An 18,904-nucleotide genomic window follows, 5' to 3' on the forward strand; every position below is an offset into this window, starting at 1 on the left:
TCATCGCGTTCCGTATGTCAAAGTTAAATGACAAATCAGGCGCATGCGGTCCAGGTAGGGCTCAACTCGCCGAAGGCTCCACCATGCTCGCCAGCAAGACCGTGCTCGTTGTCGAGACGGAAATCATCATTGCGCTGAGCATGGATGCAGTGTTGCGCGGCCTTGGCGCAGAAGATGTGCTTATTGCCACCAGCCCCGCAGAAGCGTTGCGTCACACGCGCGATTGGGGGCCCATCGCCATGGTCATCCTCGAGCTCGAAACCCGGCGACCGGAAAATCTTAGTCTGGCGAAATCGGCCCTCGAGGCAGGGGTGCTGGTGCTCGGCGTTACAGCCGACAGCCAGGCCGCAAAGGGTCTGGCGGAACTGCCGGATATACCGATGGTGGTCAAACCCGTTCCGGACGAAACGCTCGAGCAGGCCGTGATCGACCTGCTCAAGCGAAACGGTCAATAGGAATGGTTGCCTGAGGTCACCTGTGCCGAAAGGGCATCTGGGCCGTAATCGGCCTCGCCGCTGATCTGCAGCAATTCCCCCAGTCGCGATCGTGCGCGGCTCACCCGGCTTTTCATCGTCCCCACCGCGCATTCGCAGATGGCGGCAGCCTCTTCATAGGAAAAGCCCGAAGCGCCGATCAGGATGACCGCTTCGCGCTGATCGTCCGGCAATTGCGACAATGCCTTCTTGAAATCCTCGAGATCCATCGAGCCATATTGCGACGGATGCACCGACAGGCGCTCGGTGAACACACCGTCGCTGTCCTGAACTTCGCGTCCGCGCTTGCGCATCTGGCTGTAGAATTCATTGCGCAGGATGGTGAAGAGCCAGGCCTTGATATTGGTGCCCATCTGGAAGCTGGACTGTTTTGCCCAGGCTTTCATCACGGTGTCCTGGACAAGATCGTCTGCCTTGTCGTGCTTACCCGTCAGGGAAACGGCGAAGGCGCGGAGACTTGGCAGCGTTGCCAGCATCTCGCGCTTGAAGGAAGTTCCTTCGGCGGCCATGCCGTTACTCCCCGTCCCGCTTGTTCGCACCGCCCTTTTGGGCATTCTCGGCGCTGTCCAGCTTTTCGAGCAGGTCCAGAAGCTGGTCCGGCACCCCCTCTTCCTGCACCGCTCCATAGAGCGCGCGCAGGCGCGACCCGATATCGGAGGTCGGCCCGAGTCCGTCGTCAGCCTGCCCCGGCCGCGTTCGCCCACGTTCCTGGCTCACCCAATTTTCCTTCTTCATATGCAATTCGACCGATCAGTCTTGGCATTCTGCACCACAAAATGGGCCCCAGACGAAAAAGTTCCAAACCTTTGGAACTTTTCTTTGCCTGGTTCGTTTTCGGATGCTGTGAGGTAAGATCACAAAGCGTCACCTGGGAGATTGCGTCTATGTCTTTGTCCACGCGGATTGCTCCGCACCTGCCCTATCTGCGCCGGTTCTCCCGAGCCGTCACAGGATCGCAGACATCGGGCGATGCCTATGTGGCAGCCACGCTCGAAACCCTGATTGCCGATATTTCGCTCTTCCCTGAAGCGTCCAGCGATCGCATCGCGCTCTATAAGCTCTTCTCGGCTCTGTTCTCGTCCTCCGCTGTGACCGTTCCGCAGCCGGCTTCGAGCTTCGTTTGGGAACAGCGCGCCGCCGCCAACCTCGCCAATCTCGCCCCCCGTCCGCGACAGGCTTTCCTGCTCGTTGCCGTCGAGGGCTTCACACATGCCCAGGCCGCCGAGATCCTGTCGGTGTCCGATCAGGAATTTGCCGGTCTTCTCGACCAGGCATCTACCGAAATTTCCCGTCAGGTCGCCACCGAGATCATGATCATCGAGGATGAGCCGCTGATCGCGATGGACATCGAGCAGATGGTGGAGAGCCTCGGCCATAAGGTCGTGAGCATCGCCCGCACCCACAAGGAAGCGGTGGATCTGTTCAACCAGACCCAGCCGCGCATGATCCTTGCCGATATTCAGCTCGCCGATGGCAGCTCGGGCATCGACGCGGTCAACGATATCCTCAATACCCACGCGGTTCCGGTGATCTTCATTACCGCTTTCCCTGAGCGCCTCCTGACTGGCGAGCGCCCGGAGCCGACCTTCCTCGTGACCAAGCCGTTCAACCCGGACATGGTCAAGGCACTGATCAGCCAGGCTCTCTTCTTCGACGACGGCTCCCGCGCTGCCGCCTGATCGGGCTTAACCACAATACGAACAAAGGCCGGCGTCACGCCGGCCTTTTTGTTTTGCGCTGGAACTCCGGATCGGGCCAACCGTTTACAAGACAAGATAAATTCATGGAGCTTCCCATGCTGTACTATGCTCTCGTCTTTCTGGTCATCGCGCTGATCGCAGGTGTTCTTGGCTTCGGCGGTATTGCCGGCGCTTCGGCAGGCATCGCCCAGATTCTGTTCTTCCTCTTTTTGGCCTTCCTGGTCATTTCGCTGGTCGTCGGCTTCTTCCGCCGCACCTAAGATTCAGCCCCGAATTATATAAAAGCGGCGCCTTCGGGCGCCGTTTTTATTTGCATCAAGGCGCTGGCAATAACGCGGTCGATCGGCCCGTCCAGTGATAGGCGACAAGCCCGACCCATTCGCGGATCGCCACTGTTGCGGTTTCAAGGTTCTGGTTGGGATTGGCGATGTCGATCCCGAACCCCTGGTCCCCCGCGCTGCGATAATCGGTCGGCCAGGCGATCACGTCGATCCCCTGCTCGCGATAGATGCCGACCGAACGCGGCATGTGAAAAGCCGACGTCACCAGCAGGATATCGCCCTCGACACTTTCAAGCATATCCCGGGTGAAGCTCGCATTTTCCGCCGTGTTGCGCGATTCCCCCTCCAGCAGCAGCCGCTCCTCGGACACCCCGAAGCTGCGCAGGAAACGTCGCATGGTCTCGGCTTCGCTCTCGGTCTCCCCCATCAGGAAGCCGCCACCGCCGCTGAGCACGATCCGTGCCTGCGGATAGGTCTGCGCCAGCCACAGCGTCGTGGTCAGCCGGTCGCCCGCCTGGTTGAGTTCGCTCACCTGCCTTGCCGTGCTGGGCCGTGCCATGGTCGCGCCGCCCAGCATGATGATGGCGCCCACCCTCTCGGGCGGCGTCGCCGGCACGCTGAACCGGTTCTCGAGCGGCTGGATCAGCACATAGCCCAGACTGGTGAAGCCCACGAGAAACTGCACTAGAGCCCCGAGGCCCAGAACCGTCACCGCCAGTCGCCGCCGTCGCCCGATAAGCAGGCCGATACCGGCCAGAACCAGCAGCAGAACAAGGCTCGTCGGCTGCACCATCAGCCAGAACACTTTGGATGCGGCAAAAAACATGGGGCACTCTCTCTTGGCCGGTTCGATGGGAAAGCTTTTTCGCTTGCTATCTCACTGGCTTCTGGTTTTCTACCAAACGGTCAAGATTGCCAGCCTCACAATAAGGCAATCGCCAGTCAGGAAGGCCCGCCTCCGGGTCCATGGTGAGCATGACGCAAACTGAACCCGCGGTCGCGGGGGCATCTCTGGTCGTTGAACTGCGCAATCTGCACAAGTCCTTCGGCGCGCTGGAGGTCCTCAAGGGCATCTCTTTCACGGCCCGCGAAGGTCAGGTCATCTCGCTCATCGGCTCGTCCGGCTCCGGCAAGTCGACGCTTCTGCGCTGCATCAACATGCTCGAAATTCCCGATCAGGGCGACGTCCTGATCGACGGCGAGGCCATAGCGCTCAAGGGCAGCGGCCCGCATCGCCAGATCGGCGACGAAAACCAGATCCGCCGCATCCGGTCCGAGCTGGGCATGGTGTTCCAGTCCTTCAATCTCTGGGCCCATATGACCGTGCTCGAAAACGTCATGGAAGCCCCCCTCATCGTGCAGAAGCGGCAGCGCAGCGAGGTCGAGGCCGAGGCCCGCGCCATGCTCGACAAGGTGGGCATCGGCGCCAAGGCCGACGCCTACCCGGCGCAATTGTCGGGCGGCCAGCAGCAGCGCGCCGCCATTGCCCGCGCCCTTTGCATCAATCCGCGCGTCATGCTGTTCGACGAGCCCACTTCCGCGCTCGATCCGGAGCTTGAAGTGGAAGTGCTGCGCGTCATCAAGCTGCTCGCCGATGAAGGCCGCACCATGATCCTGGTGACCCATGACATGGAATTTGCCCGCTCGGTGTCCGATCGGGTCATTTTCCTGCATCAGGGCCTGATCGAGGAAGAAGGCAGCCCCGATGAGGTGTTCGGCGCCACCCGCTCAGCCCGCCTCAAGCAGTTTCTCAATGCCGCCAGCCATGACTGAGCGACAGCAATCGACCCGGAATCCCGGGCGCACCGACACACGATCAACCGAACGGAGAAACACCATGAAGAAGACTATGCTGGCAGCCGCCGCCCTCCTGGCGCTCGCGACCCCCTCCTATGCCCAGGAAACGGTCCGCATCGCCACCGAAGGCGCCTATGCCCCCTGGAACTTCCTCAACGACAGCGGCGAACCGGCCGGCTTCGAGATCGATCTGGGCAATGCCATCTGCGAAAAGGCCGGCCTCACCTGCGAATGGATACTCAACGACTGGGATTCGATCATCCCGAACCTGCTCGCCGGCAATTACGACCTGATCATGGCCGGCATGTCGATCACCGAGGAACGCCTCGCCACCATCGACTTCACCCAGAATTATTTCCCGCCCGATCCGTCCAAGTTCGTTGCCGCTCCGGGATCCGAGTTTGACTTCGCAGCCCTGTCCGGCGCCCGCATCGGCGTTCAGAGCGGCACCATCCAGGCCGCCTATGCCGAAGAAAACCTGGCCGATGGCAACACCATCGTCTCCTTTGCCACCGCCGACCAGAACATGGCCGATCTGATGGCCGGCAATGTCGATACCATCCTGGCCGATGGCGCCTATCTTGAGCCCATCGTTACCGCAGCCGGTGGCGCCATCGAGTTCGTTGGCGAGGAAATCCTGATCGGCGGCGGCGTCGGCGCCGGCCTGCGCAAGGACGAAGCCGAGCTCAAGACCAAGATCGACGACGCGATCACCGCGCTCAAGGCCGACGGCACCGTCGACGCCCTGATCGCCCAGTGGTTCGAAGGCCAGGGCCCCTTCTTCAGCGAGTAATCGGCCCGTCGCGCCCTAAGGGGCAATCGCACTGCGCGGACGCGTTTCTGCGCAGTGCCATCCCGGTGAACGCGGGAACCGCTCTTTGAACAGGGGTTCCCGCCTTTTGCCGGAATGCCCGGTGGTAGACCGAAGTGAACGCTCCCCTTGAGGGAGGGCACGCAGCCTCAAGATACGAGACGCCATGCTCGACGACATCGCCTTCTGGGTCGGCTACCTTACCAATGGGAAGCACCTGACCTGGTATGCCAGCTTTCAGTTCACGATCTTCGCGGCCCTCATGGGTGGCGCGCTGGCTGTCGTCTTTGGGCTGACCGGCGCCACACTGAAGAATTCGCGCTTCCTGCCCCTGCGTCTCATCGGCACGTTCTATTCGGCCATCGTGCGGGGCGTGCCGGATGTGCTGTTCTTCCTGTTCTTCCCGCTCGCCTTCGAGCAGGCCGTCGAATGGGTCATTGCCACCCAGGTCTGTTCCCCCGAGGCCATCGCCGCCCAGACCGCCCCCTGGCCGCCCTGTCGCGAAGCGAACTGGTTCCTGGGCACCTGGGAATACCTCCTTTTGGCCAGCGTCTCGCTCGGCCTCGTCTATGGCGCCTTTGCCAGCAATGTCATTCACGGCGCCATGCGCTCGGTGCCCCAGGGCCAGCTCGAAGCCGCACGCGCCTATGGCATGAGCGCCCGCCAGGTGCTCTGGCGGGTCCATATCCGCCAGATGTGGGTCTATGCCCTGCCCGGGCTCTCCAATGTCTGGATGCTCATCATCAAGGCGACCTCCTTGCTCTCGCTGCTGCAGATTGCCGACATCGTGCTCTGGGCCGACCGACTGGGCGCTCCCAATTATTTGCCCGCCGTGGGCCTCGTGCACGATGATTGGCGCTGGCGCTACTATCTCGTGCTCTTCATTTTTTACATTCTCGTCACCTGGCTGTCCGAGCGCGCCTTCGAGGCCATCATGCGCCGTGCCGGCCGCGGTATTCTGAGCGAGGCGCAGGGCTGATGCAGGGCTTGTTCGACGATCTGGCCATCATGGCCCCCGCGGTGCTGTTCAACATCTACTTTGCCGCCGCCTCTATCCCCATCGGCTTCTTGCTGGCCATTTTCCTGGCCTTGGGCAAGGCCTCGTCCAACCCGCTGATCAACCGGCTGTCGCGCGGCTATATCTACGCCTTCCGCGGCTCCCCGCTCTTCATCCAGTTTTTCATGTTCTATTCGCTGGCCCTCTCGCTCAATATCAGCGTCTGGCGGCCGCTGGGCATTTCCGGCTTCGTGCTTCACCCGCTCTTCATGGGGCCGTTGGTCCTGGTCCTCAACACCGCCGCCTACACGGCCGAAATTTTCTACGGCGCCCTGCGTGCCGTGCCGCGCGGCGCCATCGAGGCTGCTCGCGCCTATGGCATGAGCCGGTCCCAGCAATTCCGCCGGGTCGTCTGGCCAAATCTTATTCGCCTCGCCTGGCCGGCCTATACCAATGAAGTGGTGTTTCTGTTCCACGCCACGGCCATCGTCTATTTCGCCCTGCCGGTAGTAGGCGCCCAGCGCGACCTGATGAGCACCGCCAAGAACCTTTTCGAGCGCGACTTCAATGCCTTCCTGCATTTCCCCGTTGCCGCGCTCTATTTCCTCGGCGTTTCGCTGGTCATCTTCTTCCTCTTCGGCCTTGTTCATAAGCGGCTGATGCGCCACCTGCCCGTGCCTCCGCGCCTGCGCTACGCCCCAAAATGGTTTCGCTGAACCCGGGGGCCACCGCCCTCCCCTTAGCCCTTCTGGGCGAGGGGACCTACGCCGATCAATCGCCCGCTATAACTGTTCCGCCCTCACGTCGCCCTTGCAGGTGCAACTTCCATGACCTTTCAGCAGCATACCCTGACCCTGCCCGGCGATGCTCCCGGCCAGTCAACCACGCTCCACTGGTACGAAATCGGTCCCGACACGGCCGGTACCAAGGTTCATCTCCAGGCCGCGCTCCATGCCGACGAGCAGCCGGGCACCATGGTGCTGCATCACCTTCTCCCCATGCTGCGCGAGGCCGATGCGGCCGGCAAACTCTCCGCCCGCTTCATTGTCTTCCCCTCGGTTAATCCGCTGGGCCTCGCCACCCGCGTCCTGCGCCGCCATATCGGCCGCTACGATCTCGAGACTGGGGGAAATTTCAACCGCCGCTGGCCCGATCTCTACCCGCAGATCGCCGAAGCCATAGCCGGTAAGCTGACCGCCGACGCGAAGACTAATATTGCCCTGATCCGCACCGCCGTCGGCACCTGGCTTGAGAGCCAGCAGCCCGCCACAGCTGCCCAGAAGTTGCGCCTGGCCGTTCTGAAATCCGCCCACGACGCCGATATCGTGCTCGACCTGCACTGCGATGACGAGAGCCTCGTCCACATCTTCACCTCGCCCGAGTTGATGCCGGGCCTGCAGGATCTGGCCGATCGCATGGGCTCGGCCGCAACCCTCACCGCCGAGGACAGCGGCGGCGGCTCCTTCGACGAAGTCTTGCCCGCCCTCTATCGCAAGGCCCAGCGCGCCCATCCGGATCACCCCATTCCCATGGGTGCCGAAACCGCCACACTCGAATATCGCGGCCAGGCCGATGTCCATGACGAAACCGGCATCAAGGACGCAGAGCGCCTGTTCAACTTCTTCGCCGGCCGCAGTCTCATCGCCGCTACCCCTCCCCCAGCACAGCCCATGCCTGCCGCCACGCCCTTCGAGGCAACCGAAGTCCTCCGCGCCGACCGCCCCGGCCTCCTCGCCTATCGCGTCGGACTCGGCGATAGGGTGCGCAAGGGCGACGTCGTTGCCGACATCATCGCCATGGACGGCCCCGAAGCCTTCCTCGCCCGCACGCCCCTCCGTGCCGGCACCGATGGCTTCATCCTCTCCCGCGCCAGCGCCAAATATGCCGTGACGGGTTCATCCGTTGCAAAGATCGTCGGCACCCAAATCCTGCCCACACGCGCTGGCGGCTACCTGCTGGAAGATTAATGGCCGGCTAAAAAGCACCGGTGCCACCCCATCCCGGGTGGTCAATACGGCACCGGCTGCCCCGCCCCCTGAAGGGGGAGGCTGGGAGAGGGTACGAGGCCCCCGATGGCCGAGTGTGACGTCATCAAAAGACTTATCCCCGCCCCCTGAAGGCTCGGGCACACTGGCCTTACCTCGGCACAGGCTGCGCGGTCGCGACGAACAATCGGTGCGGGGGACCGGATGGAGATGGGGTCGCCCATCTTCCGTTCGCGCGTATGGCAGGCCCCCTGATGCTATTCCGGGGGACCTTGCCGGGCCGTTCCGGCTGCACCGGAGCGGCAGCTGCCACGTCGCCAGCAGGGCGAAGACGAAGCAGTCCGGCAGGGTGGAACGCGGACGCAGTGCCGCCCGTCCAGCGCGCAGCAACGAGTCTCCGGTGCATGGGGCGAGGTTTTCCTCACCTTCTATTTTTGCCGGACGACCGGCACCGAGGCGAACCTCGCCCCATGCCGCAGCCCTTCGATGCGGCGGCACGCTAAATCCTTCCGGTGGAAGGATTTTAGCCGAGAAGGCCATTGAGAGCTATGCTCGAATGGCGGTCTCTTCCATCGCAACCCGGAGGCTCATGGCCGTCCGGCGCTGCAGCACGTCACGGTGGCGTCAGCGCCCGGCCAGTCCCCACTCGGCATGTTCCAGCGCCGTCATCACGCCCCGCAATTCGGCAAGGCCCTTCATGCGCCCAATGGTCGGATAGCCTGGCTGCGAGCGACGACCGAGATCATCGAGAATGTCCTGGCCATGGTCCGGCCGCATCGGGATTTCCCAATCCTTGCGTCCCTCCGCCTTGCGGCGGCGTTCCTCGCGGATCACGGCAGCGATCACCGCCACCATGTCGGTATCCCCGCCCAGGTGCTCGGCTTCGTAGAACGAGCCGGCAATGTCGTCATTGTCGCGCTTGACGTTGCGCAGATGCAGAAAGTGGATCTTGGGCCCGAACCGCTCGACGATCCCCGGCAGGTCATTGTCGGGCCGTGCACCCAGCGAACCGGTGCAGAACGTCATGCCATTGGCAGGACTGTCCACGGCATCCAGAATGGTTCGATAATCGGCTTCCGTCGACATGATGCGCGGCAGCCCGAGCAGCGCAAACGGGGGATCGTCCGGGTGACAGCAGAGTCGCAGCCCCAGATCCTCGGCCACCGGCACCACTTCCTCGAGAAAATCGATGAAGTGCTTGCGCAATTGGTCAGCGCTGATCGCGCCATATTCGTCCAGGTGGGCCTGCACGTCGGTCAGCGTCATGGACTCGGTCGAGCCCGGCAGGCCCATGGTCACATTGCGCGCCAGTTGCTTCTTGTCATCCTCGCTCATCGCCTCGAAGCGTCGTCCCGCTTCGTCCGCAATGGCATTGGTGAAGTCGGCGGCCGCGCCGGGCCGCTGCAGGATATGGATGTCGAAGGCGGCAAAATCATTGATGTCGAACCGCATGCACGAGCCGCCATGCGCCACCGTCCAGCGCAGGTCGGTGCGTGTCCAGTCCAGCACCGGCATGAAATTGTAGCAGATCGTCTCGATGCCCGAATCCGCCAGATGCTGCATCGACACCTTGTAATTGGCGATATGGGTTCGCCAGTCGCCCTTCTGCTTCTTGACGTCCTCGCTGACGGGCAGGCTCTCCACCACGTCCCAGGTCAGCCCCGAAGCCGTACCGTCCTTGCGGGTGCCGATCTCGCGATGGCGTTTGGCGATCTCCTCGGGCGTCCAGACCACGCCATTGGGCACATGGTGCAGGGCGCTCACAATGCCGGCGGCGCCGGCCTGAGTGATATCGTCGATGCTGGTGAGGTCCTTGGGGCCGAACCAACGCCATGTCTGTCGCACGTCAAAACTCCGTCCTTGTATGGAAGCTCAATGCCACATCCGGCGGAGTCTCAAAAGCCTAATCGTTGGCAAAAGCGATCAGGGTGTCGACATGGCATGGCGTCCCCGCACGGCACCAGCAGGCAAGGTTCTTGCCCCCCAGTCGCGCGCGGATGTCGGCCAGTGGCGGTGCCGGGCGCCCGGCGTCCAGCCGACCCTCGATCCACAACCTGTGACGCGCCACAGCCTCGGCCTGCGCGGCGTCCCGCGCCAGCCCCGTTTCGGCCATCACCCCGTCTATCGAAAACGGATTGCCCCATGGCCCGGGCCGCGCCACCGATTGCGCCGGCAGCCCGTTCAGCGCCCTCGAGCTCGCTTGCAGGTCGAACCCGGCCCGACGCGACAGCACGATGCGGGCCGGTCTCATTTGCGCATGTCCCGGTCATAGACGAATTTGGGCATTTCCCACTTCAGCACCAGCGCCAGCGAGCGCAGGCCAAATCCGATGATGATGGATGCAATAACCATCAGGTCGATCGGCACGCCTGCGCCGAGCCCCGCAAAATAGATGATACCGGTGATCATCGACACGGTGGCATAGAGCTCGCCCTGGAAGATCAGCGGAATGTCGTTGCACAATACGTCGCGTAAGATGCCGCCCGCCGTCCCCGTGACCATTCCGGCGACGATGACGATGATCGGATGCACGCCCGCCTCGATGCCGATATTGCAGCCGATTACCGTAAAGACCACGAGGCCCAGTGCATCGAGCAACAGAAAGGGCCATTTGAGCCGATCCACCAGCCGCGCCAGCGGAATGGTCAGCAGCGCCGCGCCGCAGACCAGAAGCAGGACATAGGGATTTTCGACCCAGACCAGCGGGTAATGATCGAGCAGGATATCGCGCAGCGTTCCTCCGCCCAGCGCCGTGACGCAGGCGATCAGGCAGACCCCGAACCAGTCCATGTTGCGCCGTCCCGCCGCCAGTGCAGCGGTCATCGCTTCGGCGGTAATGGCAATGTAGAAGGCGATGAGCAGCATGATGCGTCCCCGGGTCCGGCTCGTCTTCCTAGCACGAACCGGAGCACGCGGCGCCAGCCTAGAGAAAGTCGGCGCGATGCGGCGTGAAGACGTCGATAAGCCGCCCCCTTTCGAGCGCCACCACACCATGAACCAGCCCGGACGGCACGATGAAGCTGCCCCCTTGCCCCACCACTTCGGTCACCCCGTCGATGGTCACCTCGAAACGGCCTTCGGCGACATAGCTCACCTGGACATGCGGATGGCTGTGCAGCGCCCCCACCGCCCCCTTCTCGAAGCCGAATTCCACCTGCATCAATTCGGGCGTGTGGATCAGCACCCGGCGCGTATTGCCGGGTGCCAGCTCGGTCCATGCGGTCTCATCGGGTTGGGCAAAGAATTTCTGGTCACTCATCATCTACCTCGCAAGCCAGCCGCCATCGACCGGAATGACGGCGCCATGCATGTACCTGGATGCCGGCGCCAGAAGGAAAACCGCAGCGTCTCCGATATCGGACGGCACGCCCCAGCGGCCCGCCGGAATGCGTCCAAGGATCGCGCTCGAACGATCCGGGTCGCTGCGCAGCGCTTCGGTGTTGTTGGTCTCGATATAGCCCGGGGCAACGGCATTCACGTTGATTCCCCGGGCTGCCCATTCATTGGCCAGGAGCCGGGTGATCCCCAGCACGCCGCTCTTGGAGGCGGTATAGCTTGCCACCCTGATGCCGCCCTGAAAGCTCAGCATCGAGGCAATATTGACGATCCGCGCCTGCCGCCCTTCCGCCAGCGCCTTGCGGCCAATGGACTGGCTGAGGAAGAACATCGTCTTGAGATTGATGTCCATCACCGCGTCCCAGTCGGCCTCAGTGAAGTCCACCGCATCGACGCGCTTGATGATCCCCGCATTGTTGACGAGCCCATCGATGGGTCCATGTTCTGCCCAGGCCGCGTCGAACATGGCCTGCGCGTCCCTGGTCGAGCCCAGATCGGCGCGCACTTCCGCAAAGTCGGCGCCCTGCTCCGCCATCAGCGCCGCCGTATCCGCCATGCTGGAGCGGCCGACCCCGATCACCTTGCCACCGGCCCGGCCGATGGAAAGCGCTATTCCCTGCCCGATGCCGGTATTGGCGCCGGTGACCAGCACCGTCTTGCCGGCAAGTCCGAAAGCCGACAGGTCCATCAGAGCAGCTCGTCCATGCCGACCTTCTCGACATCGGTATAGTCGACATTATCCCCGGCCATCGCCCATATGAAAGTATAGGCCCCGGTTCCCGCCCCCGAATGAATGGACCAGGGTGGGGAGAGAACCGCCTGTTCATTGCGCACGATCAGATGGCGCGTTTCATCGGGTTCACCCATCAGGTGCATGACAAAGGCATCGGGCTGGAGGTCGAAATAGAGATAGGCCTCCATCCGCCGGTCGTGGACATGGGCGGGCATGGTGTTCCACACCGAACCGGGCGCAAACTGGGTGAGCCCCACCACCAGCTGGCAGGTCTTGACGCTGTCGGCATTCACATACTGAAAGATCGAACGCTCATTGGCAGTCGCATTGCTGCCCAGGTCGAGCCGCTTGGCGCCGCTCTGCTGCAACAGCGTCGTCGGGTGCCGCGCATGCGCCGGCGCGCTGAGCAGATAATACTTCGCCCCGGCGCCGGAGAAGCGCACGTCCTGCGACCCCATGCCGATATAGAGCATGTCCCTGGACCCCACCGCATGGTCCACGCCATCGACGCTGATCGTGCCTGCCGCCCCGATATTGACGGCGATCAGTTCGCGGCGCTCGAGGAACGTGACCGTCCCCGTCGGCTTGATGGCCTCTAGCGCCAGCCCATCTTGGCCCGGCACGGCGCCGCCAACCGCCATCCGGTCGTAATGGCTATAGGTCCAGCGCACCTGTCCTTCGACGAAGAGGTCGTCGATGAGGAAGTTCTCCCGCAATTCCCCGGTCCCCATCATTGCGGCACTGTTGGGATCGATGGCGAAGCGGATATCGAATTGGGTTGTCATGGGCAGGTCCTAAGGGTTTCGGCTCTGTTCGGCGAGGCGGTCGCGATAACGGGTCTGGCTGCGCGACAGGTGATCGCGCATCGCCTCGCGGGCTCGTGTTTCGTCGGCGGTGGAAATGGCGGCGAGGATGCGTTTGTGTTCCTCGTGCAATCCCGCCTGGTACTCGTAGGTCAGCACGCTTTCCGTACCCCAGGGCGAAGCGACGTCGCAGGGAATAGTGCGGCTGCCCAAGGCATCCAGCACCTCGACATAAAACGGATTGTTGGTGGCTGCGGCGATCGCGCGGTGAAAGGCGAAGTCGGTCTTGCCCGTGAGCCCGCCCGTATCGAGCAGCCGCCCGAACTCGTTCCAGGCCTCATGGATCGCAGCTTCCTGACTGGCACTGCGCCGTTGCGCGGCGAGCCCCGCAGCCTCGATCTCAATGCCCATGCGCACTTCGAGCACATTGAGCGCCACCGAGATCTTGTTGGAGCGCTCACCCCCGATGGCGCTGAACGGCGATGTGGCCCGGGCCATGACGAAGACCCCCGCGCCTTGTCGGGATTGCACCATGCCATCGGCGGCGAGCGCCGCAATGGCTTCGCGCACCACGGTGCGGCTCACCCCGAAATGGGTCGAGAGCTGGCTCTCGGTCGGCAATTTATCGCCCGGCCCGATTTCGCCGCCACCGATCTGCTTGCGCAGGGTGTCGACCACCATGTCGGCAAGTTTGGGCCTCCGGGCTGGTGGCGGCGTGGCTTGGATCAGGGACATGGCATCACCGGAAGAGGCTGGGAAGCCAGAGCGATAGCGCCGGGATATAGGTCACCAGACCCAGCACAATCAGTCCGGCAAGATAGAACGGCCAAACGCTGCGCATTGCCGTCCAGATCGAGATCTTGCCCACCGCGGCGGCGACGAACTGCACCGGCCCCAGGGGCGGCGTGTTGAGTCCGATACCCAGATTGAGGATCATGATCACCCCGAAATGCACAGGATCGACGCCGAACCGCTGCACCATGGGCAAGAAGATCGGCGTGGTGATGATGATCAGCGGCCCCATGTCCATGAAGGTGCCGAGGAGCAGCAGCAGCACGTTGATCAGCAGCAATACCATCAGCGGATCGCTGGTCAGCTGCGCCACGGCCTCGGTCAGGATGGGGGCCACGCGCAGATAGGCCATGAGCCAGCCGAACGACGCGGCTGCGCCGATGATGAACAGGACCATTGCCGTGGTGCGGACCGCCCCCGTGACGCAATGGACGAAGTCCGACCAGGTCATGCTGCGATAGACAACGAGCGTCACGAGGAAGGCGTAGAGCACGGCGATGCAGGAGCTTTCCGTGGCCGTGAACACGCCCGAGCGCACGCCGCCGAAAATAATCGCGATCAGCAGGAGCCCGGGGATGGAGACCAGGAAATACTGGAAGGCGCGGGCAAAGCCGGGGAAAGGCTCGGTCGGATATCCCCGGTGCCGCGCCACGATATAGGCTGTGATCATCAGCGACACGGCCAGCAGGAGGCCCGGAATGACGCCCGCGGTGAACAGGTCGGCAATGGAAATGCGCCCGCCCCCGGAGAGCGAATAGATGATCATGTTATGGCTGGGAGGAAGCAGAAGGGCGATGAGCGCGGCCATGGACGTGACGTTTACCGCATAATCGGCGCCATAGCCGCGCGCCTTCATCTGCGGGATCATGATGCCGCCCACGGCGGCGGCTTCGGCCACGGCCGAGCCGGAAATGCCGCCGAAAAGGGTGGAGGCCAGCACGTTGACCTGGCCCAGCCCGCCGCGCACATGGCCGATCACCGAGCCGGCAAAGGCAATGATCCTGGCGGCAATGCCGCCCCGCATCATCAGGTCACCGGCGAAGATGAAGAAGGGAATGGCCAGGAGCGTAAAGGCCGAAACACCGGAATTGAGCTGCTGAAACACGACGATGGGCGGTCGCCCGAGATAGACGATGGTCGCAAAGCTGGCGATGCCCAGCGAGAAGGCGATGGGCGTACCCACCACCATCAGCAAGCCGAAAACACCGAAGAGGAGCCAATATTCCATGATGGGTCAGGCCTCGGAAACGGAAGGTTCAAGCGCATCGTCGTCGACCCGCTCGCCGGCCAGCCGCAACAGGAAGCGTTCGGTCGCGAACAGGCACATAAGGGCGCCGGAGACGACGATGGGCAGATAGGTGAAGGTCTGTGGCAGGCCCAGAACCGGTATGCGCACGCTCCAGCCGCGCAGGGCAAGCTCACCGCCATACCAGACCATGCCGAACGCAAAGGCGAAGATGGCCATGTCGCTGAAGCCACGCAGCCAGGGCTTCGCGCTGGGTGGCAATGCATAGAGCAGGACGTCGAAACCCATATGGAATTTCTCCCGCACACCCACGGCCGCCCCCAGGAAAATGAACCAGCTCATCAGCATGATGGCCGCCCCTTCCGTCCAGGACGGGGAATTGTTCATCACAAAGCGCATGAACACCTGGTAGGCGACGATGATGGTCATCGTCACCAGCCCCAGTCCAGCCAACCAGAGCACCAGCGTTGACACCGCACGCAGCATGGCGCTGAACGACAAAAGCCAAGACTTCACGGCCAAATCCTCCGCAACGGGGCCAGGCCGGCTGCCGCCGGCCTGGCGGTCTCGATCAGCCTTCGGTTGCCTGGATGCGGGCGACCAGATCCTGCAGGGCCGGATCGGTGACGTACTTGTCGTAGACCGGCTTCATGGCATCGATGAAGGGCTGCTTGTCCACCGTGTTGATCGTGGCGCCCAGGGCCTCGACCGCAGCCTTGGACTCCACTTCCTTGGCGGCCCAGAGCTCGCGCTGATAAGCCACCGATTCCTTGGCCGCTTCGCGCATGGCCGACTGATCCTCCGGCGACAGCCCGTCCCAGATGACCTTGGACACGACCAGCACTTCTGGCACCATCAGGTGCTCGTCCAGCGAATAGAACTTGGCGACCTCGGCATGACCGGCCGTGTCGTAGCTTGGATAATTGTTCTCGGCACCATCGATCACCCCGGTCTGGATGCCGGAATAGACTTCGCCATAGGGCATGGGCGTCGCATTGCCGCCCAGCGCGCCGACCATGTCGACGAAGATGTCGGACTGCATGACGCGGAACTTCATGCCCGCCATGTCCTCGGGAGTCTCGATAGGCTTTGTGCTGTTATAGAAAGAGCGCGCCCCACCGTCATAATAGGCCAGCGCCACCACGTCGACGGCGTCGAAGGCGGCCAGGATTTCCTCGCCGATCGGGCCATCGAGAACATTATGGAAGTGATCGGCGGAGCGGAAGATATAGGGCAGCTGCGTGACAGTGGCCTCGGGCACTTGCGTTCCGAAGGCCCCGATGGAAATACGGTTGAGGTCGATCACCCCGAACTGGGTCTGCTCGATCGTATCGGCTTCACCGCCCAATTGGGCGGAATGGAAGACTTCCACCGAATAGCGACCCTCGGTCTTCTCGCTCAGCAATTCGCCGAAGCGCTTCACCGCCTCCACAGTGGGGTAGCCATCGGGATGCGTATCGGACGAGCGCAGGACCGTCTGGGCACTAGCGGCCGACACCATCAGGCTCGAAGCGATGACGGCAAGTGCTGCCATCCGCGTAAAATGAAACATGTCTGTCCTCCCAAGGATTTTAAGGGACCGGCGCCTCCTCAGGATGCCGGTCGCAATAGCGGGCCAACCCGCTTGAAACGGCCCCTCCTCCTAGAAAGTCCGCCCCGCTCAAACTGGTATGGAAGACAAAAGAACAAGTCAACATACAATTGCACTGCACTTGTATGATGACTTGGGTCCAATTTGGGCCCGGAAGCGAATGGCAAAATGAAAAAATCCCCGGCGCATCGGCGCCGGGGATCAGACATTGGACGGATCGAAACGATCAGATGTGAATAGCGCCGTCACCGAGCGCCAACGCGGCTTCACGGATGGCCTCGGACAGCGTCGGATGGGCATGCGTGGTGCGCGCCAGGTCTTCGGAGGCCCCGGAGAATTCCATCAGCGTCACCAATTCATGGATCATCTCGCCGGCATTCTTGCCCACGATATGGGCGCCGAGAACGCGGTCGGTATCGGCATCGGCAAGGATCTTGACGAAGCCCTGCGTGGCCAGCATCGCCTTGGCGCGACCATTGGCCGTAAAGGGAAATTTGCCGATCTTGTAATTGACGCCATCGGCCTTCAGTTCGTCCTCGGTCTTGCCGACCGACGCCACTTCCGGATTGGTATAGACCACGGCGGGAATGGCCGCGTAATTGACGTGCCCCGCCTGTCCGGCAAGGATTTCGGCCACGGCAATGCCTTCATCCTCGGCCTTGTGCGCCAGCATCGGGCCGGCAATGACGTCACCGATGGCGTAGATGCCGTCGACCGAGCTCTTGAAATGGCCGTCGACGCGGATGCGGCCGCGCTCATCCAGCGCCACGCCGGCAATGTCGAGGCCCAGGCCTTCTGTAAACGGCTTGCGTCCGATGGCCACCAGCGCGACATCGGCATCGATGATCTCGGCATCGCCGCCCTTGGCCGGCTCGACACGCACCTGCAGGCCGTTCTGGTCGGTGCGATCCACACCGGCAACCTTGCTCGACAGCTTGAACTCCATGCCCTGCTTTTGCAGCATGCGCTGGAACTGGCGTGCCACCTCGCTATCCATGCCCGGCAGGATGCGGTCCAGATATTCGACGACCGTGACCTGTGCGCCCAGGCGCATCCAGACCGAACCGAGCTCGAGCCCGATCACACCGGCACCGATGACGACCATCTTGGCGGGCACCTTCTCGAGGCTGAGCGCACCGGTCGAGGTCACCACCTGCTTTTCGTCGATCTCGATCCCCGGCAGGTTCGCCGAAACCGAACCGGTCGCCACCACGATATTCTTGGTCGCGATTTCGGTCTGCGGGCCGCTCTGCGGCGTCACCAGCACCTTGCCGGCGCTCGGGATCGAGCCGATGCCGCGGAACACGGTGATCTTGTTCTTCTTGAACAGATAATCGACGCCGCCGACATTGGACGCCACCGTTTCGGACTTGTGGTTCAGCATCTGCGGCAGGTTGAGCTGCGGGGTGGGAATATCGATGCCCAGCGCTTTGAAGCCGTGATTGGCCTCCTCGAAGAGCTCGGAGGCATGCAGCAGGGCCTTGGACGGAATGCAGCCGATATTGAGGCAAGTGCCGCCCAGGGTCGCCCACTTTTCGACAACGGCTACCTTCATGCCCAATTGAGCCGCGCGGATGGCGCACACATAGCCGCCGGGGCCCGAGCCGATGATGGTAAGGTCGAATTGGTCTGCCATGTTCTAGCCTCGAAAGATGATCAGCGCTGCTGTGCCAGGGCGACACGGAGAGCAAGCGCCAGGAATGTAATGCCGGTGACCCGATTAAACCACCGGCCGGCTCGGAAAAAGCCCTGTCTCACAGATGGGGTCGTAAAGAAGACCGACACCAATGCAAACCAGGCAAAAAGCATAAGGCTCATGCTGCCCACATACACCACCTTGGCGTCGCCACCGGTGCGCACCGAGACCAGCGAGGTGAAGAGCGCCAGAAAAAACAACACGGCCTTGGGATTGAGCAGGTTGGTGAGGAAACCCAGCGCAAAAGCGGCCATGTCGCCCGTGCGCGCCATGCTGCCCGGCTCGAGCAGCGGCGGTTCGGGCGGCGGACTGCGAAAGGCGGCAACGGCCAGCCAGACGAGATACGCCGCACCGGCCCACTTGAGAATATTGAACAGAAGCAAGGATTGCCCGACAATCACCCCAACACCCAAAAGCGTATAGGTGCCATGGACTAGAATGGCGCAGGCTATGCCCAGCGAGGTCAACACGGCGGCACGCCTCCCATGCACCACGGCTTGGCGCAGCACCATGGCAAAGTCGGCGCCCGGTATGATGGCGTTGATCCCGAATGCAAGCATCAAGCCGGCAAATTCCACCCAGGGAAAAGTCATCGATCCGGCCACCTGCACCGACATCATGGTGCGGCAAGGGTTACACCAG

General features: G+C 62.6%; 23 protein-coding genes. 8 read left to right on the top strand and 15 right to left on the bottom strand.

Annotated elements, in window-relative coordinates:
- The first annotated feature begins 83 nt into the window (after positions 1-83).
- Positions 84-455, top strand: a complete 372-nt coding sequence (locus VE26_RS11025) for a response regulator (protein ID WP_046105346.1) — start codon at positions 84-86, stop codon at positions 453-455.
- Here the strand turns inward: VE26_RS11025 and VE26_RS11030 are convergent.
- Entirely contained in the window at positions 449-1,003 is a 555-nt protein-coding gene (locus VE26_RS11030) for an RNA polymerase sigma factor (protein ID WP_046105347.1), read from the bottom strand. The genes VE26_RS11025 and VE26_RS11030 overlap by 7 nt on opposite strands.
- Before the next feature lie 4 nt (positions 1,004-1,007).
- A complete protein-coding gene (locus VE26_RS18720) occupies positions 1,008-1,211 on the bottom strand; it encodes a NepR family anti-sigma factor (RefSeq protein ID WP_425283858.1) in 204 nt (67 codons plus the stop codon).
- 167 nt (positions 1,212-1,378) lie between these two features.
- Between VE26_RS18720 and VE26_RS11040 the strand changes: the two genes are divergently transcribed.
- Both VE26_RS11040 and VE26_RS17485 read left to right on the top strand, forming a co-directional pair.
- Positions 1,379-2,173: a response regulator gene (locus VE26_RS11040; protein WP_046105349.1), complete on the top strand. Its 795-nt coding sequence runs from the start codon at positions 1,379-1,381 to the stop codon at positions 2,171-2,173.
- Between the two features lie 116 nt (positions 2,174-2,289).
- Positions 2,290-2,454, top strand: a complete 165-nt coding sequence (locus tag VE26_RS17485; RefSeq protein WP_046106252.1) for a DUF1328 domain-containing protein — start codon at positions 2,290-2,292, stop codon at positions 2,452-2,454.
- Positions 2,455-2,509: 55 nt separating this feature from the next.
- On the opposite strand, the gene VE26_RS11050 is transcribed toward VE26_RS17485, so the two are convergent.
- Positions 2,510-3,301, bottom strand: a complete 792-nt coding sequence (locus VE26_RS11050; RefSeq protein ID WP_046105350.1) for a YdcF family protein — start codon at positions 3,299-3,301, stop codon at positions 2,510-2,512.
- Positions 3,302-3,450: 149 nt separating this feature from the next.
- Between VE26_RS11050 and VE26_RS11055 the strand changes: the two genes are divergently transcribed.
- The 5 genes from VE26_RS11055 to VE26_RS11075 all read left to right on the top strand — a co-directional run bounded on the left by VE26_RS11055 (position 3,451) and on the right by VE26_RS11075 (position 8,047).
- Positions 3,451-4,248, top strand: a complete 798-nt coding sequence (locus VE26_RS11055; RefSeq protein WP_046106253.1) for an ABC transporter ATP-binding protein — start codon at positions 3,451-3,453, stop codon at positions 4,246-4,248.
- A gap of 64 nt (positions 4,249-4,312) precedes the next feature.
- A complete protein-coding gene (locus tag VE26_RS11060) occupies positions 4,313-5,065 on the top strand; it encodes a transporter substrate-binding domain-containing protein (RefSeq protein ID WP_046105351.1) in 753 nt (250 codons plus the stop codon).
- A gap of 184 nt (positions 5,066-5,249) precedes the next feature.
- A complete protein-coding gene (locus VE26_RS11065; protein WP_046105352.1) occupies positions 5,250-6,062 on the top strand; it encodes an ABC transporter permease subunit in 813 nt (270 codons plus the stop codon).
- Positions 6,062-6,796, top strand: a complete 735-nt coding sequence (locus VE26_RS11070) for an ABC transporter permease (RefSeq protein ID WP_046105353.1) — start codon at positions 6,062-6,064, stop codon at positions 6,794-6,796. The genes VE26_RS11065 and VE26_RS11070 overlap by 1 nt, the downstream gene beginning before the upstream one ends.
- A 111-nt stretch (positions 6,797-6,907) precedes the next feature.
- Positions 6,908-8,047 (top strand): succinylglutamate desuccinylase/aspartoacylase family protein, encoded by a 1,140-nt coding sequence (locus VE26_RS11075; RefSeq protein WP_046105354.1) that lies wholly within the window; start codon positions 6,908-6,910, stop codon positions 8,045-8,047.
- A gap of 642 nt (positions 8,048-8,689) precedes the next feature.
- On the opposite strand, the gene uxuA is transcribed toward VE26_RS11075, so the two are convergent.
- The 12 genes from uxuA to VE26_RS11135 form a co-directional block, all read right to left on the bottom strand.
- Positions 8,690-9,910 carry a mannonate dehydratase gene (uxuA, locus tag VE26_RS11080; RefSeq protein ID WP_046105355.1) on the bottom strand — a complete coding sequence of 407 codons (1,221 nt, stop codon included), beginning with the start codon at positions 9,908-9,910 and terminating at the stop codon, positions 8,690-8,692.
- A 58-nt stretch (positions 9,911-9,968) separates the two neighbouring features.
- Positions 9,969-10,316 (bottom strand): DUF4326 domain-containing protein, encoded by a 348-nt coding sequence (locus tag VE26_RS11085; protein ID WP_046105356.1) that lies wholly within the window; start codon positions 10,314-10,316, stop codon positions 9,969-9,971.
- Complete coding sequence (locus tag VE26_RS11090; RefSeq protein WP_046105357.1) at positions 10,313-10,930, bottom strand: trimeric intracellular cation channel family protein; 618 nt, start codon at positions 10,928-10,930, stop codon at positions 10,313-10,315. The genes VE26_RS11085 and VE26_RS11090 overlap by 4 nt, the downstream gene beginning before the upstream one ends.
- A 58-nt stretch (positions 10,931-10,988) precedes the next feature.
- The gene (locus VE26_RS11095; RefSeq protein WP_046106254.1) at positions 10,989-11,324 is read right to left on the bottom strand and encodes a cupin domain-containing protein; all 336 of its coding nucleotides are present in this window, start codon (positions 11,322-11,324) and stop codon (positions 10,989-10,991) included.
- 3 nt (positions 11,325-11,327) lie between these two features.
- Complete coding sequence (kduD, locus tag VE26_RS11100; protein WP_046105358.1) at positions 11,328-12,089, bottom strand: 2-dehydro-3-deoxy-D-gluconate 5-dehydrogenase KduD; 762 nt, start codon at positions 12,087-12,089, stop codon at positions 11,328-11,330.
- Complete coding sequence (gene kduI / locus VE26_RS11105) at positions 12,089-12,919, bottom strand: 5-dehydro-4-deoxy-D-glucuronate isomerase (protein WP_046105359.1); 831 nt, start codon at positions 12,917-12,919, stop codon at positions 12,089-12,091. The genes kduD and kduI overlap by 1 nt, the downstream gene beginning before the upstream one ends.
- Positions 12,920-12,928: 9 nt before the next feature.
- Positions 12,929-13,672 (bottom strand): FadR/GntR family transcriptional regulator, encoded by a 744-nt coding sequence (locus VE26_RS11110; RefSeq protein WP_046105360.1) that lies wholly within the window; start codon positions 13,670-13,672, stop codon positions 12,929-12,931.
- A 4-nt stretch (positions 13,673-13,676) separates the two neighbouring features.
- Complete coding sequence (locus VE26_RS11115) at positions 13,677-14,957, bottom strand: TRAP transporter large permease (RefSeq protein WP_046105361.1); 1,281 nt, start codon at positions 14,955-14,957, stop codon at positions 13,677-13,679.
- Between the two features lie 6 nt (positions 14,958-14,963).
- Positions 14,964-15,491, bottom strand: a complete 528-nt coding sequence (locus tag VE26_RS11120) for a TRAP transporter small permease (RefSeq protein ID WP_244465684.1) — start codon at positions 15,489-15,491, stop codon at positions 14,964-14,966.
- 55 nt (positions 15,492-15,546) lie between these two features.
- Complete coding sequence (locus VE26_RS11125; protein ID WP_046105363.1) at positions 15,547-16,527, bottom strand: TRAP transporter substrate-binding protein; 981 nt, start codon at positions 16,525-16,527, stop codon at positions 15,547-15,549.
- A 265-nt stretch (positions 16,528-16,792) separates the two neighbouring features.
- Positions 16,793-18,202, bottom strand: coding sequence for a dihydrolipoyl dehydrogenase (lpdA, locus tag VE26_RS11130; protein WP_046105364.1), 1,410 nt, complete (start codon positions 18,200-18,202; stop codon positions 16,793-16,795).
- A 20-nt stretch (positions 18,203-18,222) separates the two neighbouring features.
- Complete coding sequence (locus tag VE26_RS11135) at positions 18,223-18,855, bottom strand: LysE family transporter (protein WP_046106255.1); 633 nt, start codon at positions 18,853-18,855, stop codon at positions 18,223-18,225.
- Between the last annotated feature and the right edge of the window lie 49 nt (positions 18,856-18,904).

It is taken from the genome of Devosia chinhatensis (genome assembly GCF_000969445.1).
GTDB classification, from domain to species: domain Bacteria; phylum Pseudomonadota; class Alphaproteobacteria; order Rhizobiales; family Devosiaceae; genus Devosia; species Devosia chinhatensis.